This window comes from Collinsella sp. 4_8_47FAA (assembly GCF_000763055.1).
In the GTDB taxonomy this organism is placed as follows: Bacteria; Actinomycetota; Coriobacteriia; order Coriobacteriales; family Coriobacteriaceae; genus Collinsella.
Window position 1 is genome coordinate 110348 of record NZ_KN214137.1, and the last position, 20993, is coordinate 131340.

General features: G+C 61.1%; 18 protein-coding genes and 1 tRNA gene. 2 read left to right on the top strand and 17 right to left on the bottom strand.

All coding sequences use genetic code 11. The features are described 5' to 3' along the window. Positions 1 to 41 precede the first annotated feature (41 nt). The 17 genes from nadD to HMPREF9463_RS08705 all read right to left on the bottom strand — a co-directional run bounded on the left by nadD (position 42) and on the right by HMPREF9463_RS08705 (position 18815). Positions 42 to 719, bottom strand: a complete 678-nt coding sequence (nadD, locus tag HMPREF9463_RS08625; RefSeq protein WP_035138584.1) for a nicotinate-nucleotide adenylyltransferase — start codon at positions 717 to 719, stop codon at positions 42 to 44. Between the two features lie 3 nt (positions 720 to 722). Beyond that, positions 723 to 2189 (bottom strand): GTPase ObgE, encoded by a 1467-nt coding sequence (gene obgE / locus HMPREF9463_RS08630; RefSeq protein ID WP_198019967.1) that lies wholly within the window; start codon positions 2187 to 2189, stop codon positions 723 to 725. An 84-nt stretch (positions 2190 to 2273) separates the two neighbouring features. Then, positions 2274 to 2531: a 50S ribosomal protein L27 gene (gene rpmA / locus HMPREF9463_RS08635; RefSeq protein WP_006236075.1), complete on the bottom strand. Its 258-nt coding sequence runs from the start codon at positions 2529 to 2531 to the stop codon at positions 2274 to 2276. 33 nt (positions 2532 to 2564) lie between these two features. Further along, positions 2565 to 2939: a 50S ribosomal protein L21 gene (gene rplU / locus HMPREF9463_RS08640; RefSeq protein WP_035138585.1), complete on the bottom strand. Its 375-nt coding sequence runs from the start codon at positions 2937 to 2939 to the stop codon at positions 2565 to 2567. 67 nt (positions 2940 to 3006) lie between these two features. After that, the gene (locus HMPREF9463_RS08645) at positions 3007 to 3819 is read right to left on the bottom strand and encodes a TIGR03936 family radical SAM-associated protein (protein WP_035138586.1); all 813 of its coding nucleotides are present in this window, start codon (positions 3817 to 3819) and stop codon (positions 3007 to 3009) included. Further along, positions 3816 to 5693, bottom strand: a complete 1878-nt coding sequence (locus tag HMPREF9463_RS08650) for a TIGR03960 family B12-binding radical SAM protein (RefSeq protein ID WP_035138587.1) — start codon at positions 5691 to 5693, stop codon at positions 3816 to 3818. The genes HMPREF9463_RS08645 and HMPREF9463_RS08650 overlap by 4 nt, the downstream gene beginning before the upstream one ends. Positions 5694 to 5703: 10 nt before the next feature. Next, positions 5704 to 6633 carry a YcjF family protein gene (locus HMPREF9463_RS08655; RefSeq protein WP_035138588.1) on the bottom strand — a complete coding sequence of 310 codons (930 nt, stop codon included), beginning with the start codon at positions 6631 to 6633 and terminating at the stop codon, positions 5704 to 5706. A gap of 18 nt (positions 6634 to 6651) precedes the next feature. After that, positions 6652 to 7878 carry an FtsW/RodA/SpoVE family cell cycle protein gene (locus tag HMPREF9463_RS08660; RefSeq protein WP_052044188.1) on the bottom strand — a complete coding sequence of 409 codons (1227 nt, stop codon included), beginning with the start codon at positions 7876 to 7878 and terminating at the stop codon, positions 6652 to 6654. A gap of 9 nt (positions 7879 to 7887) precedes the next feature. Next, a complete protein-coding gene (gene mrdA, locus HMPREF9463_RS08665) occupies positions 7888 to 9957 on the bottom strand; it encodes a penicillin-binding protein 2 (RefSeq protein WP_035138589.1) in 2070 nt (689 codons plus the stop codon). Between the two features lie 13 nt (positions 9958 to 9970). Continuing rightward, positions 9971 to 10417 carry a hypothetical protein gene (locus tag HMPREF9463_RS08670; RefSeq protein WP_232219790.1) on the bottom strand — a complete coding sequence of 149 codons (447 nt, stop codon included), beginning with the start codon at positions 10415 to 10417 and terminating at the stop codon, positions 9971 to 9973. Further along, positions 10332 to 11546, bottom strand: coding sequence for a rod shape-determining protein MreC (gene mreC, locus HMPREF9463_RS08675; protein WP_232219791.1), 1215 nt, complete (start codon positions 11544 to 11546; stop codon positions 10332 to 10334). The genes HMPREF9463_RS08670 and mreC overlap by 86 nt, the downstream gene beginning before the upstream one ends. A 21-nt stretch (positions 11547 to 11567) precedes the next feature. Next, positions 11568 to 12599 carry a rod shape-determining protein gene (locus tag HMPREF9463_RS08680; protein WP_006236061.1) on the bottom strand — a complete coding sequence of 344 codons (1032 nt, stop codon included), beginning with the start codon at positions 12597 to 12599 and terminating at the stop codon, positions 11568 to 11570. A gap of 127 nt (positions 12600 to 12726) precedes the next feature. Then, positions 12727 to 14031, bottom strand: a complete 1305-nt coding sequence (locus HMPREF9463_RS08685) for a tetratricopeptide repeat protein (RefSeq protein ID WP_035138590.1) — start codon at positions 14029 to 14031, stop codon at positions 12727 to 12729. A gap of 11 nt (positions 14032 to 14042) precedes the next feature. Beyond that, positions 14043 to 14585 carry a peptidylprolyl isomerase gene (locus HMPREF9463_RS08690; protein WP_006236059.1) on the bottom strand — a complete coding sequence of 181 codons (543 nt, stop codon included), beginning with the start codon at positions 14583 to 14585 and terminating at the stop codon, positions 14043 to 14045. 107 nt (positions 14586 to 14692) lie between these two features. Further along, positions 14693 to 15835, bottom strand: coding sequence for a zinc ribbon domain-containing protein (locus HMPREF9463_RS08695; protein ID WP_035138591.1), 1143 nt, complete (start codon positions 15833 to 15835; stop codon positions 14693 to 14695). A 103-nt stretch (positions 15836 to 15938) separates the two neighbouring features. After that, positions 15939 to 18662: an HAD-IC family P-type ATPase gene (locus HMPREF9463_RS08700; RefSeq protein ID WP_035138593.1), complete on the bottom strand. Its 2724-nt coding sequence runs from the start codon at positions 18660 to 18662 to the stop codon at positions 15939 to 15941. Between the two features lie 76 nt (positions 18663 to 18738). Beyond that, positions 18739 to 18815: transfer RNA gene (locus tag HMPREF9463_RS08705), tRNA-Arg, on the bottom strand. A 204-nt stretch (positions 18816 to 19019) separates the two neighbouring features. On the opposite strand from HMPREF9463_RS08705, the gene aroF reads away from it, so the two are divergent. Next, positions 19020 to 20042, top strand: a complete 1023-nt coding sequence (gene aroF / locus HMPREF9463_RS08710) for a 3-deoxy-7-phosphoheptulonate synthase (protein WP_035138595.1) — start codon at positions 19020 to 19022, stop codon at positions 20040 to 20042. Positions 20043 to 20045: 3 nt separating this feature from the next. Continuing rightward, complete coding sequence (locus HMPREF9463_RS08715; protein ID WP_035138596.1) at positions 20046 to 20960, top strand: prephenate dehydrogenase; 915 nt, start codon at positions 20046 to 20048, stop codon at positions 20958 to 20960. The last annotated feature ends 33 nt before the right edge of the window (positions 20961 to 20993 follow it).

Sequence of the window (20993 nt, forward strand, 5' to 3'; positions counted from 1 at the left end):
TCGCCCTCAAACTGATCCTCTACCGACAACGTAGACCCCCATCACTCAAAATCTTCTTGGCCCAAATCGGCATATAGCCTGCGTTTGCGAATGTAGCCGAGCACGGACTCGCTCGTAAGATAGCGCACGCTCATGCCGCGGGCAACTCGCTTACGAATGTTCGTCGAGCTGATCGCCAGCGCCGGAATCTGAATATAGCGCACGTCGAACGGCAGCCCCGACTCTTTGATTCGGGCACGCGCCGTATCGATATCAAAGCCCGGTCGCGTCGCCGCAATAAAGGTAGCAAGCTCAGCGATTCGTTCGGCATCATGCCAGGTCACAATATCGATAATCGCATCGGCGCCCGTAATAAAGTAGAGCTTTACCTGCGGCGGGTAAAAGTCGCGAAGGGCATGAAGCGTATCGGCCGTATAGGTTACGCCCGGACGGTCGATCTCGAACCGGCTCGCCAAAAAGGCCGGGTTCGCGGCGGTGGCGAGGACCGTCATGGCATAACGGTCCTCGGCAGGCGTAACCGGCTTGTCAAGCTTAAAGGCAGGAGAACCCGCCGGCATAAAGAGCACAGCGTCCAAGTCGAGCGACTCGCGCGCCTGCTCGGCGGTCACCAGGTGCCCGTAATGGATGGGATCAAAGGTGCCACCCATAATGCCGAGCCTAAACTCCCGCCCGTCCTCTAGAGGAAGCTCGGGCAGACCGATTCCACCGCGCAGCGACATGGCTTACTCGCCCTCCGAGGTCTCGGCATCGCCCGCGGCATCCGCCGCATCGACAACCTCAACGCCCTCATCCGCAACATCGGCCACGTCAATGGCTTCAACGGCAACGTCCTCGCCAGCATCCTCGAGCTCCTCGTACTCCGAGAAGTCCTCGGCGCCCTCAAAGTCAAAGGCGCGCTGGCAAATACGGACCTCGTCGCCCGCACGGCAGCCGGCCTTCTCGAGCGCATCGTCAACACCCATACGCGCAAACTTATGCTGCAGGTAAATGACGGCTTCTTCGTTTTCCCAGTCTGTCTGGATGACCATGCGCTCGATGGCACGACCGACCACGCGGAAGGCACCGGGCTCTTCCTGGACAATGCGGAAACGCTTCTCACGCTGCAGGCGGCGGCGCTCCCACTCATCGTCGCGCAGAACGACCGGCTCATCGGAGACAGCCAACTCGGCGCGCAGCTTAGCCACCTGCTCGCCCACGGCAAGCATCAGCGTGTTGAGGCCGGCGCCCGTCACAGCAGACACGGCAAAGAACATATGTCCATCGTCGAGCGCAGCGCGTTTGAGGTCGGCAATCTTGTCAGCCGTGCCCGGTGCATCGCACTTGTTAGCGACGACGATCTGCGGACGCTCCGAAAGCTCGGCGCCATACTGCTCGAGCTCGCGGTTGATGATGCGATAGTCCTCGACCGGATCGCGATCCTCAAAACCACCCGTCATATCGACGACGTGCATGATGAGTGCCGTGCGCTCGATGTGGCGCAGGAACTGATGGCCCAGGCCCTTGCCCTCGCTCGCACCCTCGATGAGGCCGGGGACGTCGGCAACGACATAGGAGTACTCGCCGGCACGCACCATGCCCAGATTGGGCACGAGCGTGGTAAACGGGTAGTCGGCAATCTTAGGACGGGCGGCGCTCATGCGCGCGATGAGCGATGACTTACCCACCGAGGGGAAGCCCACGAGCGCGGCATCGGCCATAAGCTTCATCTCGAGCTCAATCCAGTGCTCCTCGGCCGGTTCGCCCAGCTGAGCAAACGCGGGCGCGCGGCGCACCGACGTCACAAAGTGCGTGTTGCCCAGGCCACCGGCACCGCCGGGCGCCACGACGACGCGCTCGCCATCGTGCACCAGATCGGCAATCTCGAACATCGGGGTCTGCGTCTCGGGGTCGAGCTCGCGCACCACGGTACCCATAGGGACCTTGAGAATCAGGTCCTCGCCGCTCTTGCCGTTACGGCGGGCACCCTGCCCGTGCGTGCCGCGCTCGGCGCGGAAGTGATGCTTAAAGCGGTAATCGATCAGCGAAGACAGCTGAGCATCGGCCTGGATAACGACATTGCCGCCACGACCGCCGTCGCCGCCATCGGGGCCGCCTTTGGGGACAAATGCCTCGCGCCTAAACGACATGCATCCGGCTCCGCCGTCGCCGCCGCACACGTTAATGCGGCTGATATCGGTGAACTGTGACAACAGAATCGCCTCCTACAAAAAGAGGGAGACCCTTGAATCCTAAAACTCAAGTGCCTCCCACATATGTGCTCTATGAAGGGTGAATTACGCGTTCGCGAGCGGGCGTACGCTGACCCTGTGCTTGATACCCTTGTGGAACTCAACGGTACCGTCGACCAGCGCGAACAGCGTGTCGTCCTTACCACGGCCAACGTTCTCACCCGGGTGGATGTGCGTGCCGTGCTGACGGACGAGAATCGTGCCCGTGGTTACCGTCTGGCCGGCATAGCGCTTCGTGCCAAGGCGCTGACCGCGGGAGTCACGGCCATTACGGGAGGAACCGAGTCCTTTTTTGTGTGCCATTGTGTATACCTACTCTTTCGTTACGAGTGTAATCTACTCGGCGACGGGAGCCTCGGCAACAGCCTCAGCCTCTGCCTTGACAGCCTTCTTGGCGCGGGAGGTAGCCTGAACCTTCACGATCTTCAGCTTGGTGAGCTGCTGACGGTGACCCTTCAGACGACGATAGCGCTTGCGCTTGTGGAACTTGAAGACCAGCTGCTTCTCGCCCTTGAACTGCTCAACGATCTGAGCGGTAACCTTGGCCTTGGCCAGCTTGTCGGGATCGGTGACGATCTTCTTACCATCGTTGAGGAAGATGACCGGCAGGGTGACCTTGTCGCCCTCATTGCCCTCGATCTTCTCGACGGTGATGACATCGTCGGTGGCGACCTTGTACTGCTTGCCGCCCGTGTTAACGATTGCGTACATGTTTACTTGCCCTTCATGCATCAGTTAGTGCAACAGCCGAATATAGTAGCAGGCGATAATACCCCCGTCAACGAGTATGTGGAGCAAATCCACAAGTTCGCACAGGTATGGGGCTGACGAGTCGGCCCTCGTCGTCCTCGCATGCTTGATTCTGACGCTCGACATCGTAGGAGCAGATGGTCACGAGGTCTTGCATACCGGTGGAAACAATAGGTGCATCCACGCCCGGGGTCAAGCCCTGCAACAAAACATCAGCCGCAGAAAGCAAAATTTCCGGACGCATGGAGCCCTCGTTGTCGGCATGGGTGTCGAGCATGAGCACCAAATGGTCCGGGCGCTCCCCCGCCGTGAGCTCATAGCCCACGAGCGTGTGATCCAAATCCAAGCGCTTGCTCTTTTTGCCGCGCGCGTAGTCGATGCCATGGCCCGCGCGCAGCGTGTCGATCGCACGACGCACCTCCTCGGCGCTTACGGGCGCCTCGGGATCCAAGTGCAGGTCGATGCGATACGACAGGCGCGTGAGCTGCGCCGTCAACGCCGGCGTGCGCACGTCGATGTACGCCGCCTCGATGGGCGCCAGATCGGCCGGAGACGCCGCAGCCAGGCGCCCAAACGCCTCGTCGAGCGCTACGAACTCGGTCATAAACAGGTCATACCACTCGCAGATCGACGACGTACCCACCGGTAGCGCCGAAGAGAAGCCCACGCGCATGTGCGGGGAGAAGCCCTGCGTGACGGCATAGGGAAGTCCCGCACGGCGCACGATGCGCTCAATGGTATGGATTACTTCGAGATGGCCCAGATACTTAAGGCGATCGCGCTTGCCATAGCGAACACGAAGCCTAAAGAGCGTGGGGTTGTCGGTCAGGCGCTCACTCATGCGCGATCACCCATCAATACATTCTTGGCGTGGAGCGTGGGGCAGATCCCGCAGCCGGTGCACGACGTGCGGGTGCAGTCGGGAGTCGTGACGCCCTCGAGCGAGCGACGGTACTCGCGCTCGAGGAAGCCACGCGTGCAGCCGGGGCTCACGTGCTCCCACGGCAGGCGCCAGTCCAACTCGTAGGGCAGGTGCACGAGCTCATTGAGGTCGATGCCGTTTTTGGCAGCAGCCTCCTTCCAGTTATCAAGCGAGAAATGCTCTACCCAGGCGTCAAAGCGAGAGCCCGAGCGCCAAGCATCGATGATGACGGGCGTCATGTCACGACCGGCGCGGGAAAGCGCGGCCTCGATGAGCGAGGTCTCGGCATCGTGGTAATGCACGCGGACGGCACGGTTGCGAACGCTCGTGATAAGCAACTTCTGGCGACACTTGACGTCGTCGTAGTCGAGCTGCGGGCACCACTGGAACGGCGTGGCAGCCTTGGGGATAAAGACCGAAACCGAGATCGACACCGAGATCGAGCCGCGACGAGCCTTGGGCACCACGGAACGACCGAGCTCCAGCACGTGATCGGCCAGATTGGCGATGGCCACGATGTCCTCGTCGCGCTCGCCGGGAAGGCCCATCATAAAGTAGAGCTTCATGCGGTTCCAGCCGGCCTCGAAGGCCGCCTTGGCCGCACGGTCCAAGTCCTCCTCGGTCACGTTCTTGTTAATGATGTCGCGCATGCGCTGGCTGCCGGCCTCGGGCGCGAACGTCAGGCCGCCCTTCTTTTCGCCAGCAACCGACTCGGCCATATCCACGCCAAACGAATCCAGGCGCTGCGACGGAATAGACACGCGAATACCCGTATCCTCCAGGCGACGGTTGAGCCTGCCGAGCACGTCGCGAATGCAGGAGTGGTCGGTCGTGGAGAGCGAGGTCAGCGACACCTCGTCATAGCCGGTCTTTTCCAGACCCTGAATCACCGACGAGACGATCTGGTCGGCCGAGCGCTCGCGCACCGGGCGATACGTCATGCCGGCCTGGCAAAAACGACAGCCGCGGGCGCAGCCGCGCAGGATCTCGATAGACAGGCGGTCGTGGACCAGCTGCGCATAGGGCACGCACGACTGCGACAGCGGATTCGTGGCGCCGAAATCCTCGACGACGCGCTTGTAGACCACGGTCGGCGCATCCTTGCCCTCACGCGGCACGGTGTAGCCATGCGGCGAGCAGGGCTCGTCGTGACAAACCTCATAGAGCGACGGCACGTAGTTGCCGGCAATGGATGCAAGCTGCTCGACAATCTGCGCGCGCGGGACTCCTTCGTCACGCAGACGGCGATGCAACTGGCAGGTCTCGAGCAGCGATTCCTCGCCCTCGCCGATGAGGATAACATCGAAGAAGGCCGCGTACGGCTCGGGGTTGTACACCGAGGGGCCGCCGGCGATGATAATGGGGTCGTCCTCGGTGCGGTCAGCCGCTAACAGCGGAATACCAGCGAGGTCGAGTGCCTCGAGGAAGTTCGTCACCGCCATCTCGTGCGGCACATGCAGGCCGACGATATCAAACGAAGCGACCGGCGCTGCACCCTCGAGCGACAGCAGCGGAATGCCTGCCTCGCGCATGGCGTCACCCATATCGGGCCACGGCACATAGCCGCGCTCGCAGGAGATGCCCTCGGCCTGGTTAAGGATGTTGTAGAGGATGGCGATGCCCTGGTTGGGCAGACCGACCTCGTACACATCCGGGTAGATCAGGCAGCAACGGTAGTCGGCATCGGCCTTGGAAAGCGTGCCCCACTCGTGATCGATATAGCGACTCGGCTTCTCGACCTTGGCGAGCAACGGCTCAATTAAATGAAAACAGTCTTGGTATGCAACGCGCAACGGAAAACCCCTAAGCAGCGAGATCTGATGCGTCCTGATAGGACGCCATAGGACGGGTAGCGCCCGCGACCGCAGTCACCAGATCGCGAACGCGGGAAAACGTGGCAGTGACCACCTCGTTAGCACGGCTGTAGTCGACATCGCGCTCGTAGAGCGAAACGAGCGCACGGCCCATGCCATAGGTGCCCGCGGCAGCAGCGAGCGCCTTGACGGCAAACCCAATATGCGGCGTCTGCTTGACGAGCGCGCGGGTGACCGCGCGGATCACAAGACCGCCGGCAAGCACGCCCGCGACCTCGTAGCCGCGCTCAGGCTTAATGCCGCGTCCAAAGACGGCAGCGAGCTCAAAGAGCATGCCCACCTGCGCAAGCGCCATAACGGGATAATCGGTGCCCGGCAAAAACACCAAAGCCCCGGTCGCCATATTGGTGAGCGCACACGAGGTGATGATACGATTGGCCGCCGCGATGCGCATGAAGGCAAAGTTCGCCGCAAAAGCCGTTTCCTTGTCGGTGCGATCGAGAATCCAGCGGGCAAGCGTCTCGAGCAGATACGTCTTATCGGTTGCCGCCACCACACCGAGCATGGGCGTGGACTCCTCGATAAACGGCACCTCCACAGCAGACTCGGCAAGCACGCACACGGGCGCGCCGGCGATCACGAGCTCCTGCACGGCACTCTCCAAGCGGTCGGAACCACACGAGAGCACCAGCACCACATCGGTATCGGTCTTTGGAGCAATTCGCTCCTCCCCCAGACGCTCGACGCGCACAATGCCCGAGGTCGTCTGCGGCACAAAGGCGTCACGCACCGTCTCGGCCAGAAAGCGCGAGGCGGACGAATCCAGATAGACCGAGACGCGCACCGGCGTATCGGAATCCTTCTTAACGGACGCGCCCATCTTAAAAGCGCGGGTCAGCTTATCTACGGGAATTTTCATAGCAAACCCCTCCAGCGGTTACGCGGCGCCCGAACGATGCCGCCATATGGATTGTACGATACCCACCGTCAGCAGTTGGATCATCATCGAAGACGAACCAAAGCTAATAAACGGTAGCGGAATACCGGTAATCGGCATCATGCCGATGCACATGCCGATGTTCTCAAAGGTCTGGAATGCCCACATGCCGACGATACCTACGCACGACAGACGCAGGAACAGCGACTCACACTTAAAGGCGACGCGAATCGTCGAAAAGATCAGCAGCACGTAGAGGCACAGGAGAAAAAAGGAACCGCAAAAACCAAAGGTCTCGGACAGGAAGGCGAAGACGAAGTCGGTGTGGAACTCAGGCAGAAAGCCGCCGGCCGACTGCGTCGCATGGCCCAAACCCTTACCAAAGAAGCCGCCCGAGCCAACGGCGATAAGCGACTGCTGCAGGTTGTAGGCATCGTCCGAATCGGCATTATCGGGGTCGATAAAGACCGTCAGACGGTTCATCTGATACTGCTTGATGAGCACATCGTGGCCGAGCAACGAATCAAAGACCGAATCGAGCGCCAGAACGAGGGCCACCAGGCCCACGAGCAGGGCCAGAGTCGACAGCACCCATTCGCGGCGTGCACCGCTCATACAAATGACGATGGCGCCCGAAACAAGCACGACCAGGCCCGAGCCCAGGTCGCCCATGGCAACGACGGCCAAAAACGGAATGGACAGCATGCCGCAGAGCTTGACGTAGTCGCGAACGGTATCGATGCGACCGTTATACTGCGAGCCAAGCGTAGCAATAAAGAAGATGGTGATGAGCTTGGCAAGCTCAACCGGCTGGAATGTCAAGCCGATACCGGGAATCTTGATCCAGCCCGTCATGCCCAGACCGCCTGTATAGGACAGACCCGGAATCTTGGGCGAGAGGATCACGATCAGGTCGATGACGAGCAACGCCGTCGAGAAATTGGAAATACCGCGCAGGTCGGTACGCCAGACCAGCACCGCCAGCACCGTACCGATTCCAATTCCCAGCAGATGGCGTGAGAACGAAGCGTCGGCCTTAAACTGCGAAGCCGACCAGATAATGATGGCACCGTAGGCGACGAGAGCCACAGTAGCCACGAGCACACCGATATGCACCTTTTGGCGAAACGTGCCGCGCGAGGCCGAAAGTTGCTTGTTGACACGGTCCAGGCTGCTGCGAGAGCCAGTCTTGGTTGAACGGAACAGATCCGCCGGAGAAAAATCCATCGCAACCTCCTATCGAACCGAAGAATCGCCCGAGGCCGAAGAGGTATCGGGCTCGTCATAAATCACACCGAGCACGTCGCGCACGACATGCATCGCGGTATCTGAGCCGCCGCCGCCCTGCTCCAGGACAGTAGCGATGACATACTTGGGATCATCGGCCGGTGCATAGGCGCAGAACCACGCGTATTCGTCCTCGCCGCTTTTCTCGCCCGTGCCCGACTTGCCGTATACCTGCGGCGTCAGGGTGCCAAAGTGAGCCGCCAGGGACGTCGATGCCGTGTAAATCACGTCGTGCATGCCGTTGCGAACAAGAGCCAAATCCGAATCGCTGTTGATCTTGGCCTCCAGGCGCTTCTTCTTGCCCTTGCCGTTGTACTTATAGGCATCGCCGTCGCCATCGCGCGATACGGCAGACAAAAACACGTGAGGCACGTACTGTTTGCCGCCGTTGGCAAGACCCATATAGGCACACGCCATCTGCAGGGGCGTCACCAGGATGTCACCCTGGCCGATAGCGATGTTGGTCATATCGCCGGCATTCCACTTGCGGTCCTCGGCAGAGGCGTCGGTGAAGTACGACTCTTTCCACTCGGCATCGGGAATACGGCCCGCGCCTTCACTCGGCAGATCGATACCGCAGGTCTTGCCCAGGCCCCAGCGACGAAAGACCTCTTGCAGGCCCTCGGAATGTTGCTCGTCATAAAAGAACGCCTTGCCCATGTCGTAGAAGACAGGGTCGCACGAGTTGGCGATACCCGATTGCAGCGTCATGGTGCCGTGGCCAGACGTCAGCCAGCAGCGCTTGCCCCACGACTTGCCCAGACCCGTCCAATAGCCCGTGCAGTTGGTTGTCTGCGTTGAAGTGTAGGTTCCAAACTCAAGACCGGCCAGTGCCGAGAGCGGCTTGATGGTCGAAGCCGACATGTACTGTCCGCTAATGGCGCGGTTGAGCAGCGGGTGCGAACCCTTGTCATCATTGAGCTCGGTCCACACGTCATTTGAGACGCCGCCGATAAAGACGGACGGATCGAACTTGGGCTGGCTCGCCATGCCCAGGATCTCGCCATTGTTGGGATCGAGACACACTACGGCGCCGTTGCCGGCATTGCTGTAGCCAGTGGTCTTGGCAAGCTCGATAGCGCTCGCCAGCGCCGTCTCGCAGGCCTGCTGGATCTTAAGGTCGAGCGTGAGCTTAATGTCGGAGCCGGCCTTCGCGGGCACGGCGCCGGCCTGACCGGTCACATTGCCCGAGGCATCGACCTTGACGGTCTGCTCGCCACGAATACCCTGCAGCAGGTTTTCGTAGTAGCTCTCAACGCCCGCCTGCCCCACGATATCGCCCGACTGATACGTAATCTTGCCAGCAGAAGCATCATCGTCGCCAGAAGTTTTCTTATTCTGGGCCTCGAGCTGCTCGGAGGTAATGGTGCCGGTATAGCCCAAGATATGGCATGCCGTCTCGCCGTATGGATACTGGCGCTCGGTACGCTCGGCAATCTTGACGCCCGGGAACTCGCCGGCATGCTCCTGAATATAGGCAACCGTGGAGCGACGGACGTCCGTCGCGATGGTATGCAGGCTCTGAGCGCCCTCTGTATTGTCCTGAATATTGCGAAGGACCGCCACATAAGGCATTCCAAGCACGTTGGCAAGATGGCGAACCAGAACCTCATCCTCGGCAAGGTCGCGGTAGGCCACGACAGCAAGTGAGGGACGGTTCTGGACAAGCGCCACGCCATTGCGGTCGAGGATGCGACCGCGCACAGCGGGTGTGGTAACGGTGCGAGTCTGATTACTATTGGCCTGCTTCTCGTAATAGTCCGACGAGACCATCTGCATGCCCCACAGCTTGACGGCAAGTGCCGCAAACATCGCGCCCACACCCGTGGTGAGGATGGAAAAGCGGCCCTTAAAGGCGGTCGCCGCGGTATTGCCTTCGCCCTCGGTGGCGCGCGGGGCCGTTCCATGCTGTGTATCGTAGGTAAAACGGGAATCGCCACGACGCATGATGACCAGCGCGACCACGATGGCCACAACCAGCACGATACCGGCGATAATAACCGTCATCTGGGAAGACATCTACGGGCCTCCCCTATTTGAGCTTGCGGGTCTTGGGCTTAAAGCGCATACCCGTCTGGCGTCCGCCACGTGCGGAGAATCCATAGCCGGACTGCGGCACGACGCCGGACATCAAAAACTGAATGGCAACCAGACCCGTCAGGATCGAGGACGGCAGCGCATGGCCGAAGATCGCCACGACAAAGCTCGTCTCCAAACCCATAAACAGCAAGATGATGCTGTAGATCACATTAATGACGAGCGCAAAGGCGCCCACGGTGACGCCGCGCGCACTCGGGGTACCGCCCGTCTGACCGACGGCGCTGTGCACCAGGGCAAAAGAACCCACGGTCAGCAGGAGCGACATAACGCCCACCGGCACGGCAGCGGACAGGTCATAAAACAAGCCGCTGCAAAAACCGCACACGACGGCACGGGTCGGGTCGCCCGAGAACACGCTTAGGCACACCAGGATAATCATGAAGTTGACGCGACCGCCCGCAATGGAGATCTGCGGTGCCAGGCCTGCTTGCAGCAGCACGCACACAATGGCGGCGATCACAAACGTGCGGGAGCTCATCCCCTGCTCGTGTAGATCCATGGACATGCCCCCTATTCGCTCGAGCCAGAATCGGTCGTCTCGGACGTGTCGGAACTGTCATCCGAGCTCTCGTCCTCGTCTTGGTCGCAGCGTCGCGCGACGTTCCCTGCGGCGTGCTGTTGGCCGTGCTCACGTCCTCGTCCGAGGCCGACTGTTCGTCAGTCAGCGAGGTGATGACCAGCACTTCCTCGTTGTTCTCGGCCGTCGTCTGGGCGCGCACCACAATGGTGTAGTACACATCGTTTGCCGATTTCTCAACCGACGAGACGGTGCCGAGCGGTAGACCCTTGGGGAACACGCCACCGATGCCCGAGGTCACGATGATGTCGCCAACCTTAACATCGGAGTCGACGCTCACGTACTCAAGACGCAGCGTGCCGTCAGCCTGACCCTGCAGCATGCCCTGGGCGCGCGTGTCCTGCACCATGGCGGATACGCCGGAGTTCTCGTCGCCAATCAGGCGCACGGTGGACGTTTTGGCCGAGACTTCGATGATCTGGCCGATAACACCGGCCGAACTCGTCACAGGCATGTTGATGGTAAGCCCGTCGGCAGAACCCTTATCAATCGTGACGGTCGAGGTCCAGGCATCGCCCGAGGCACCAACGATACGAGCTGCGGTCGATTTGAGGTTGTAGGTCGACTGCAGGCCGACCAGCCCCTCCAGACGCTCAGCGGTCTTTTGAGCCTCGGAGAGCTCAGCAACCTTAGAGGTCAGTTCCTCGTTTTGTTTTTTGAGCTCGTCGAGCGTGTCCTGCGACGCCGTAAGGTTAGAGAACACGTTGCCGATCGCATTGAAGGGAGCCGCCACAGCCGAACCCACAAAGCGCACCGGCGAGGTAATCGTCGTTACGCCCGAACGCACGGCATGAATCGGCCCTGCCTCGCCCTCGCGGATGTAAAACGTGAGCAGCAACACCGAAATCAGGCTGAAAACAATCAACGGGCGCATACCCGTTGATTGTCGCTTGGTATTCAGATTTGTGGAGAAACCCGAAGATCGTGCCAAATGGAATCCACCTTTTGGAAATTAAGCATTGGTCTGGACGAAGCCGCCATCAAACGCATTGGCCTCGAGCACGCGGGCACAGCCGTTAACAACGTTATCGAGCGCCGTGGGGCTGACGTTGACCGAAACGCCGGTCTCATCGCGCAGGCGCACGTCGAGACCGCGCAGCAGCGCGCCGCCACCGGTCAGCAAAATGCCGTAGTACATAAGGTCCGAGGCGAGATCGGGAGGCGTGGCATCGAGGGCGTCCTTGACGGCCTTGGCCATCTCGTCGAGCGGCTTGTTGAGCGCGCGACGAATCTCCTCGCTCTCGATGCGCACGGTCTTGGGCAGACCGGTAATCACGTCGCGGCCGTTGACCTCGACGTCAAGCTCGTCCTTGAGCGGCACGGCGGAGCCGACCTTGATCTTGATGTCCTCTGCCGTACGCTCGCCGATGGCCAGGTTGTAGGCATCACGAACGTGCGTGAGGATAGCCTGATCGAACTCGTCGCCGGCAATACGAATGGACTGCGAGACGACGATGCCGCCCATGGCGATAACAGCGACCTCGGTGGTACCGCCACCGATGTCGATGACCATGGAGCCGGTGGGCTCCTCGACGGGCAGGTCGGCGCCGATAGCGGCAGCCATGGGCTCCTCGATCAGGTAGGCCTGGCGAGCGCCAGCCTGGATCGTGGCCTCAAAGACGGCACGCTTCTCGACCGACGTGACGCCGGAGGGAACGCAGACGACAACGCGCGGACGCGGGGTCCACGGATAGCGCTTCTCGGACGCCTTGTCGATAAAGTAGCGAAGCATGGCCTCGGTAACATCGAAGTCGGCGATGACGCCGTCCTTCAGGGGACGAACAGCCACGATGTTGCCGGGCGTACGGCCGAGCATGCGCTTTGCCTCGATACCGACCGCCAGGATGCGCTCGTCGTTCTTGTCGATGGCGACGACGGAGGGCTCGCGAATGACGATACCCTTGCCGCGCACGGAGACAAGCGTATTTGCGGTGCCGAGGTCGATGGCAAGATCGCCCGCATAGCTACCGAAGAACATATCCATCAAAGAAAACAACGCAACTCCTGATGTGTTGGATGATTGCTGGAAAACTACTAGTTCATGATACTAGCGCAAGCCCGGCACCTCACTTGCGGTGAAGCACCGGGCGAAGCTAAATCCCATAAGGTCACTACTGGTTGTCAGCAGCCGAGAAATCCATATCGAGCGAGGAAACGGCCCAGCCGATATGGTTGTCGGAGCGCACGAATTGGACGGTGTACTCCTGCTCGCCGCCCTTGGACAGCGACGCCTTAACCTTGGCGGTCGTCTCGGTCATGGACTGATCCATGCCCTCGACGGACACGGTGGCACCCTGCGGAATCGAGGAGATGATCATCGACTTAGCGTCCTCGGACAGGCTCGAGGCCAGGCAAGACTCGGCCTTTGCGGTGTCACCGTCGCCGGCAGCCTGGAACAGATCGGTAACCACAGATTCCTGAGACGGGAAGCCAAAGCCGCGTGTGTAGGCAAAGCCCAGACCGCCCGCGGCGATCAAAATGAGCAGAAGCAGCACAATGAAGACTTTGAGACCCGTGTGGCGATGGCGACGACGGACCTTGGCCTGCTTACGATCCTGACGGTCCTGCTGGACCATCTCGGACTCGGACAGCGTAAAGAAACCGGTGTCCGAGGGATCGGGCATAAACTGACCGGTCGCGCCCGTAGGATCGAGCGGATCGACGGCAGGAGCGTCCATCGCGGGCGCCGGAGCCGTGGCCATAGCCGTCTGGGCGGATAGCGCGGCAAGCGAATCGTGAACGCGGGCAAGCTCATCGGCCTGCTCGGAGGTGAGCTGGTAGATGCCATCGGCAGTAGCGGCGTTAAAGGCGTCGAGTGCGTCGGAGGGGCGGCCGGCGGCAGAAAGTGCCTGACCCATGCCGGCGTTGAGCGCACGCGTGTCGTCGCGGGGGCCGGCAAAGTCGATAGCCGTGCGGTAGGTCTCCACGGCATCCGCCGGACGGCCGAGTTTAATGAAGCAACGACCAAGCTCGCCGAGTGCGGCGGCAGGAGCCGGATTGGCGCCGTCGATGGCAGCCTGACGGAAGGCAGTACCCGCGTTGGCATAGTCGCCCGACTGGAACAGCGCATTGCCCAGGCCGAGATAGGCCTTGAACGGCGTGGCATAGGAAGCATCCTGCGTAGCAGCAGAGAACGCCTGGGCGGCCGTCGTGTAGTCGCCCACGGCGGCGAGCGCCTTGCCGCGGTTGGTGAGCAGTGCGCCGCGCTTGCCGTAGGTGCCGTCGTTGAGAGCGGCGGCATAGGCCTCGGCGGCCTCGGCATACATGCCCAGGTGCATCAAGGCGTTACCACGAAGGTGATCGGCCTCGCCCATAATCTCATCGGGAGTTTTTGCCGCCCCAAGCATCTGGGCTGCAGCGGAAAAATCACCCGCGCGGTAAGCGGCGCGGCCCTGTTGGATCAGCTGGCTATTCAAGGAAGTCCCCTTTACTCGTGAACGATCTCGACATGGACGATCTCGTCGCCGGCACGCAGCTGCGAAATCACATCAAGACCCTCGACCGTGGTACCAAAGACGGTGTAACCGGAATCGAGGTTATGCTGGGCGCCCAGGCAGAAGTAGAACTGCGAACCCGCGGAATCGGGGTCCATGGAGCGTGCCATGGCAAGGGCACCATCGACATGGCTGTTGCGCGGATTGGTGGCAAACTCGCCCTTGATGCAGTAGCCGGGACCACCGGTACCGGGCATGCCGTCAGGGCCCTCAAGACCGGCAGCGACGTCGGCGCCGGACATATCGCGGGTATTGGGGTCGCCGCCCTGAATGACAAAGCCGGGCACATAGCGATGGAACTTAAGGCCATCATAGAAACCCATCGTGGAAAGCTCGCAGAAGTTCGCGACATGAATGGGAGCGCCCTCACCGTCAAACTTGACCTTGATGGTACCCTTCGACGTCTCGATAACGGCGCACTCGTCGCCGGCAAGCTGATACTCGGGCGTGTAGAGCTCTTTCTTAAAACCAAACATGTGGTTCCTTCCTCGTGCGTTTAAAGCATATTTGTACGAATTGTAGCAATAAGCATGCGCTTACATCAATTGCGCACGTAGGTTATGCCGACTATGGCGAACTAATTTTAGGAACGCTGCTGCGGCTTCCAGGAACCCACATTGGCGTCGTACTGGTTCAGTGCGCTGTTGCCGCCCTGCGCGATGGGCGCCAGGATATCGCTTTGGTGGGAACTCATCGACTCACCATCGGGAATGGCCAGCGAGATGTCCCAGCTCTGACAGATCACGTCGACACGCTCGTACATCCACTCGGCAAGCTGCTTTAAGTGGGCGATGTCATCCGCATAGACCGTATCGTCCTGATACTTAAGGTTGTTAAGCTCATCTTGCGTCTTTTTGATCTGGTCGCGCAGGGCGTAGGCACTCTGCGACAGCTCCTGACGGGTGGACAGTGGCGTTCGAAGATAGCCATTGTTAAAAGAATCGATGACCTCGCCGATCTGGTCCTCGTCACCGTAGGACACGATGGTCTGATACAGACCGTCGAGCCTGGTATAGAGCTGATCATCGGTGAGCACAGTTTCTTCCTGGACCACCTCGGCAGAATCGTCCTGCTTGGTATCGTCCTCAGTCGCCTCGCCCTTTTGGCGCGTGGGGAAGGTCGTCTGCGCGGCCTGGCCAAACTGGTCATAGAAGCCAGGCATGACACCCATGGGATCGGCCGTCACGAACCAATACGCACCACCGCACACGACGGCAAGGACCGCGATGACGATGAGCGGCTTGGGGATATGACGCTTGTGCTTGTGATAGGCGTCCTCGTCGGGGTGCACCTTGCGCTTGGGTTTTTGAGCATCGTCATGCAGGGAAACGGGCGTGGGAATATCGACCTTGGGGATACCGAAATCCTTATCGAAAGCCGGCAGCACGCAGGTCTCGTTAGGATCAGCGGCATCCGAAAGCACCGCAGCGGCAGAGGCCGGCGCATGCGGCACCTCGGTATCGATCTGCTCTTGCGTTAGGCGCGGAAAGCCCGCCGTGCGGCCCGCTGCCAGGTCGGATGCGGCCGCGTCCTCGGAGAGGATACCCGGAGCGGGGCGTCCGCATTTGGGGCACGTACGATCATGCGGAGAAAGACGGGCACCGCAGCCCTCACAGAACACGAACTCGGTGTGCTCGGGACCATCGCCCGGACCCACATAGGCGTTGCAGTAGGGGCAGAACGAGGCGCCGTCCTCGATAGTCTTAAGGCAATGCGGGCAGATCACGGCATCCTCTTTTCGAAGCAATTCAAACAATCGAGGTTAGAGCATAACATCGCCACGGCCCCACAGGAACAAGGCACCAATTCAACATCGCCAGGGCGCGTAGCTACTTCTTCTTTTTGCTTGGCATCGAGACTTTGATGCCTTGGGCGGACTTGGTCACACGAGAGCGCTTAGCTCCGGTACTCTTCTTTTTCTTGGGCTGGGCCTGGCCCACGCCCTCGAGTGCGCGGGCCTCGGCCTCGCGAGCGGTGCGATCTTCGCGGCGCTGCGCCATGTCGGCGGCGACGCGCTTGGCAAAACGCTCGGCCGTCGAACCCGTCGAGCTCACCTTGCCGCCACCGCGACCCAGGCGGACGTGCACACCGCGGCCAAAACCAGTTGCGGCATGACGACGACGCGGCTTGAGCGAATCCATCATCGTGGCGAGCTTAAAGAACACCGAGCAGGTAAAGACCACGATGACAGCCAAGATAACCATCTGGCCCATCGACAGGTTGGCAATAGAAAGCAGCCCCGGGAATCCGATAACGCCCACCAGGATGCCGGCGACTACAAACACAAAGAGCACCACACGTAAGGGTGTGAGCGGCTGCGAGATGCGCCAGATCAGGCTGACGCTCGCCGCGCACGACGTAAGCAGGCACATCGTAGACAGCGTGAGCTGGCTAAAGCCAAACACGCGCGCCACAAAGATATCGAGCGCCGCAGCCAAAATGACCGCAATCGACGCCGGCAGTGCACGCTTGAGTACGTTGGTCAAAAACGCACCCTTCACGCGAGCATTGTTGGGCTCCAGGCCCAACACAAAGCCCGGCGCGCCGATGCAAAAGAAGTTGATGAGTGTCATCTGGATGGGCTCGAAGGGGTACGGCGGCAGCGCAATGCACAGCGCCGCCAGGCCCATCGAGAACAGCGTCTTGGTCAGGAACAGCGAGGCCGAACGCTGCAGGTTGTTGATGGAGCGACGGCCCTCGGCCACCACGGCGGGCATCGAGGCAAAGTCGTTGTCGACGAGTACAATCTCGGCCACATTACGCGCGGCATCGGAGCCGGCCGCCATGGCGACGGAGCAGTCGGCTTCCTTGAGCGCCAGCACATCGTTGACGCCGTCGCCCGTCATGGCCACGGTGTGCTCGCGGCGCTTGAGCGCCTGCACGAGCTCGCGCTTCTGCTGCGGGGTCACACGACCAAAGACATGGTAGCGGTCCACTGCGGCATCGAGCTTGGCAGGCGTATCGAGCGTCGTGGCGTCCACATAAGCGTCCGCCCCCGGCACGCCCACCACGCGCGCGATCGACGACACCGTACGCGGGTCGTCGCCACTGATCACGTTGAGGGTCACACCCTGCTCGTTAAAGTAGCCGATGGTCTCGGCCGCCGAGGTACGAATCTCGTCGCGGATGGTCACAAAGCCCACGGGCTCGGCCTCGCCCACCATATCGCCATCGGGTGTAAAGCCGTCCACGCGCGCCACCACGAGCACGCGGCAGGTATCGGCAAGCTCGGCGACACGGTTCTCGACCTGCGAAAACACACGCTCCGAAAGCACAAACTGCGCGGCGCCCATCACATAGGAGCCCTGCGCAAACGAAGCGCCACTCCATTTTTTAGACGACGAGAACGGAATGACCGACAGCGGCTCAGACACCTCGACCGGGCGATCGGCGTAATAGTTGAGCAGCGCCTGGCAGGTCTCGTTGGCATCGGCCGAAGTCGCACGTGCCACGTTAGCCAGCGCAAAATCGAGCACTGTGGTATCGACGGGAACAGCCGCCTCGTCCGAGTCCACGCCAAAGCCAACACCCTCAACAGGCAGCGGGTAGGTGCCCTCGACCTCCATGCGGCCCGACGTGATGGTGCCCGTCTTGTCCAGGCACAGTACATCGACGCGAGCGAGCGTCTCGATGCAGTAGAGCTGCTGCGCCAGCACCTTGCGGCGGGCCAGGCGCACCGTGGCGATGGCGAGCACCGACGAGGTCAGCAGCACCAGGCCTTGCGGGATCATGCCCAGCAGGGCGCCCACCGTGGACAGCAGCGCCGACGAAGGCACATGACCAGCCAACAGCTCGGAGAAGCACCACGAAAGCGCGCTATCGCCCGGGGTTCCCGCTGCATCCCACAGCTCGCTCACGCTCGAGGCAAACAACGCCAAACCGAGCGGGATCATGATGATGCTCGCAAAGCGCACGATGGCGTTCAGCGCGTTCATGATCTCGGAATTGACCTTTTTGACGTACTTGGCCTCGTTATTAATTTTGGCCACGTAGTTGTCGGCGCCGACATGGATCACGCGGGCGCGCAGCAGGCCCGAGTCGATAAAGCTGCCGCTCATGAGCTCGGAACCGGGCTGCTTCTTAATAAGGTCGCTCTCGCCCGTCAGCAGGCTCTCGTTCACGAGCGCCTCGCCGGAAACCACCACGGCGTCAGCGGGAATGTGGTCGCCGCGCCCCAGGCGGATGATGTCGTCGAGCACGATCTGGTCCAAGTCGAGCTCCACCTCGGCACCGTCGCGCACCGCGATGGCCTTCTTGGAGGTCAGCAGCGTGAGCTTATCGACCATCTTCTTGGACCGCATGGACTGGATGACGCCAATAGCGGTATTGAGGAACACCACGAACAGGAACGTCAGGTTCTTAAACGAACCGGTCAAAATGACCAGGAACGCCAAGATCACGTTGATCAAATTGAACAGCGTGCAGAGGTTCTCGATGATGAGCTCTTTGACCGACTTGGTCTTGTGCTCCATGTTGCGGTTGATCTTACCGGCGGCGATGCGCTCCTCGACCTCGGCGGTCGAGAGTCCGCGCTCGATATCCGTTGCTGCCATACCACGTCCCATCACGTCGCGTCGGTATAAGAAAAACCGTCCGGACCATGCGAGGTTCGGACGGTCTTACGTTCGATGGTGCCCCATGTTGGATTCGAACCAACGGCCTTCTGCTCCGGAGGCAGACGCTCTAATCCCCTGAGCTAATAGGGCCAACGTTTGGCATTATACCCAAGTGCACCACGGGCTATCAAAATAAAAGAAAAAGCTTTGCAATTCCGAGGAAGACGCGGCGCAACGGCCCACTTTAGAAGGCAAAAGCGAGTCAGATAGTATAAACTCTCATGCACCATATATACACGGCTCGCGATGCGGGCCGTTTTTGCAAAAGTTATCCATCGAGGTGAGAGGCACACCATGATTGCAATTTTAAAGCAGAGCGCCAGCGACGAGGCCGTCGGCCATATCGTCAGCTGGATTGAGAAAAAAGGCCTGAAGACCGACGTCTCGCGCGGCGAGAACGAGACGATCATCGGCCTGGTGGGCGATACGACCAAGATCGACCCGTTCCTGCTCGAGTCCATGGATGTCGTCGAGCGCGTGCAGCGCGTCTCGGAGCCGTTCAAGCGCGCCAACCGCAAGTTCCACCCCGAGGACTCCGTCATCGACTGCGGCCACGGCGTCAAGATCGGCGGCGACCAGTTCCAAGTCATCGCCGGCCCCTGCTCCGTCGAGGGCGAGAACCTCATTCGCATCGCACGCCGCGTAAAGGCAGCCGGTGCCACGATGCTGCGCGGCGGTGCCTACAAGCCCCGCACCTCCCCCTACGCCTACCAGGGCATGGGCCCCGCCGGCCTCGACCTGCTGTGCGAGGCGTCTGCCGAGCTCGACATGCCGATCGTCACCGAGATCATGGACCCGCGCGACGTGCAGGTCTTCCTTGACAAGAAGATTGACGTCATGCAGATCGGCGCCCGCAACGCCCAGAACTTCCCCCTGCTCAAGGAGGTCGGCAAGACCCAGACCCCGATTCTGCTCAAGCGCGGCATGTCCGGCACGATCGACGAGCTGCTTATGGCAGCCGAGTACATCATGAGCGAGGGCAACGACAACGTCATCCTGTGCGAGCGCGGTATCCGCACCTTCGAGACCCGCACCCGCAACACCTTCGACCTTAACGCCGTGCCGGTGCTGCACCACCTGTCGCACCTGCCCGTCGTCGCCGACCCCAGCCACGCCACCGGCTACACCCGCTACGTCGAGCCCATGGCGCTCGCCGCGACCGCCTGCGGTGCCAACGGCCTGGAGATCGAGGTCCACGACGAGCCGAGCCGCGCCTGGTCCGACGGCGCCCAGGCCCTCACCCCCGATCAGTTCGACGACACCATGCGCCGCATCCGAGCCATCCGCGAGGTTGTCTGCCAAGAGACCATGGAGTAGCCCATGGGTACGGTGAGAAACGCGCGCGTTAACCAGGGCGGCCCCAAGTGCGCCGGCATCGTCGGCCTTGGCCTCATCGGCGGTAGCTTTGCCCGCGGCTATGCACAGGCGGGCGTCCGCGTGCTGGCCTGGGACCCCGATGACGATGTCATGACGGCCGCCAGCATGGGCACTGTCGCCGGAGAGCTCAACGACAAGACACTCGGCGAATGCGACATCATCGTCCTGGCTTGCTACCCCGAGGCATGCATCGAGTGGCTCGAGACGCACGCCAAGGCGCTCGCCGACGCCACCGACACCGACGCCATCATGGGCCCCGTGGTGATCGACACGGTGGGCGTCAAGGGCATCGTGTGCGAACGTGCCTTTGAGCTTGCCCGCGAGCACGGCTTTTACTTTGTGGGCGCGCACCCCATGGCGGGCACCCAGTTCTCGGGCTACGCTAACTCTCGTGCCGACCTGTTCCAGGGCGCCCCGCTGGTGCTCGTACCGCCCGCGGTAGACGATGCGCTCAAGCTGGAGCTTTTGGGCCAGGTGCGCGAGATGGTGCGCCCCTTGGGCTTTGGCAAGTTCAGCGTGACCAGCGCCGCCGAGCACGACCGCGTCATCGCCTTCACGAGCCAGCTTGCGCACGTGGTATCCAACGCCTACGTCAAAAGCCCCACCGCCCAGGTCCACCACGGCTTTTCGGCCGGTAGCTACCGCGATCTCACCCGCGTGGCGCACCTCAACCCGCAAATGTGGTCCGAGCTCATGATCGACGACGCCGACGCGCTCGCCTTCGAGATCGACCATCTGATCGAGTCGCTTGGCGCCTACAGCCGTGCGCTCAAGAACCGCGACCAGCGCTATCTGGAGAATCTCCTTGCCGAGGGCGACCGCATTAAGCGCGCACTCGACGACGAAGCCTCCCACTAGACCACCTATCACGCCAGGTCGAAAGGACCGAAG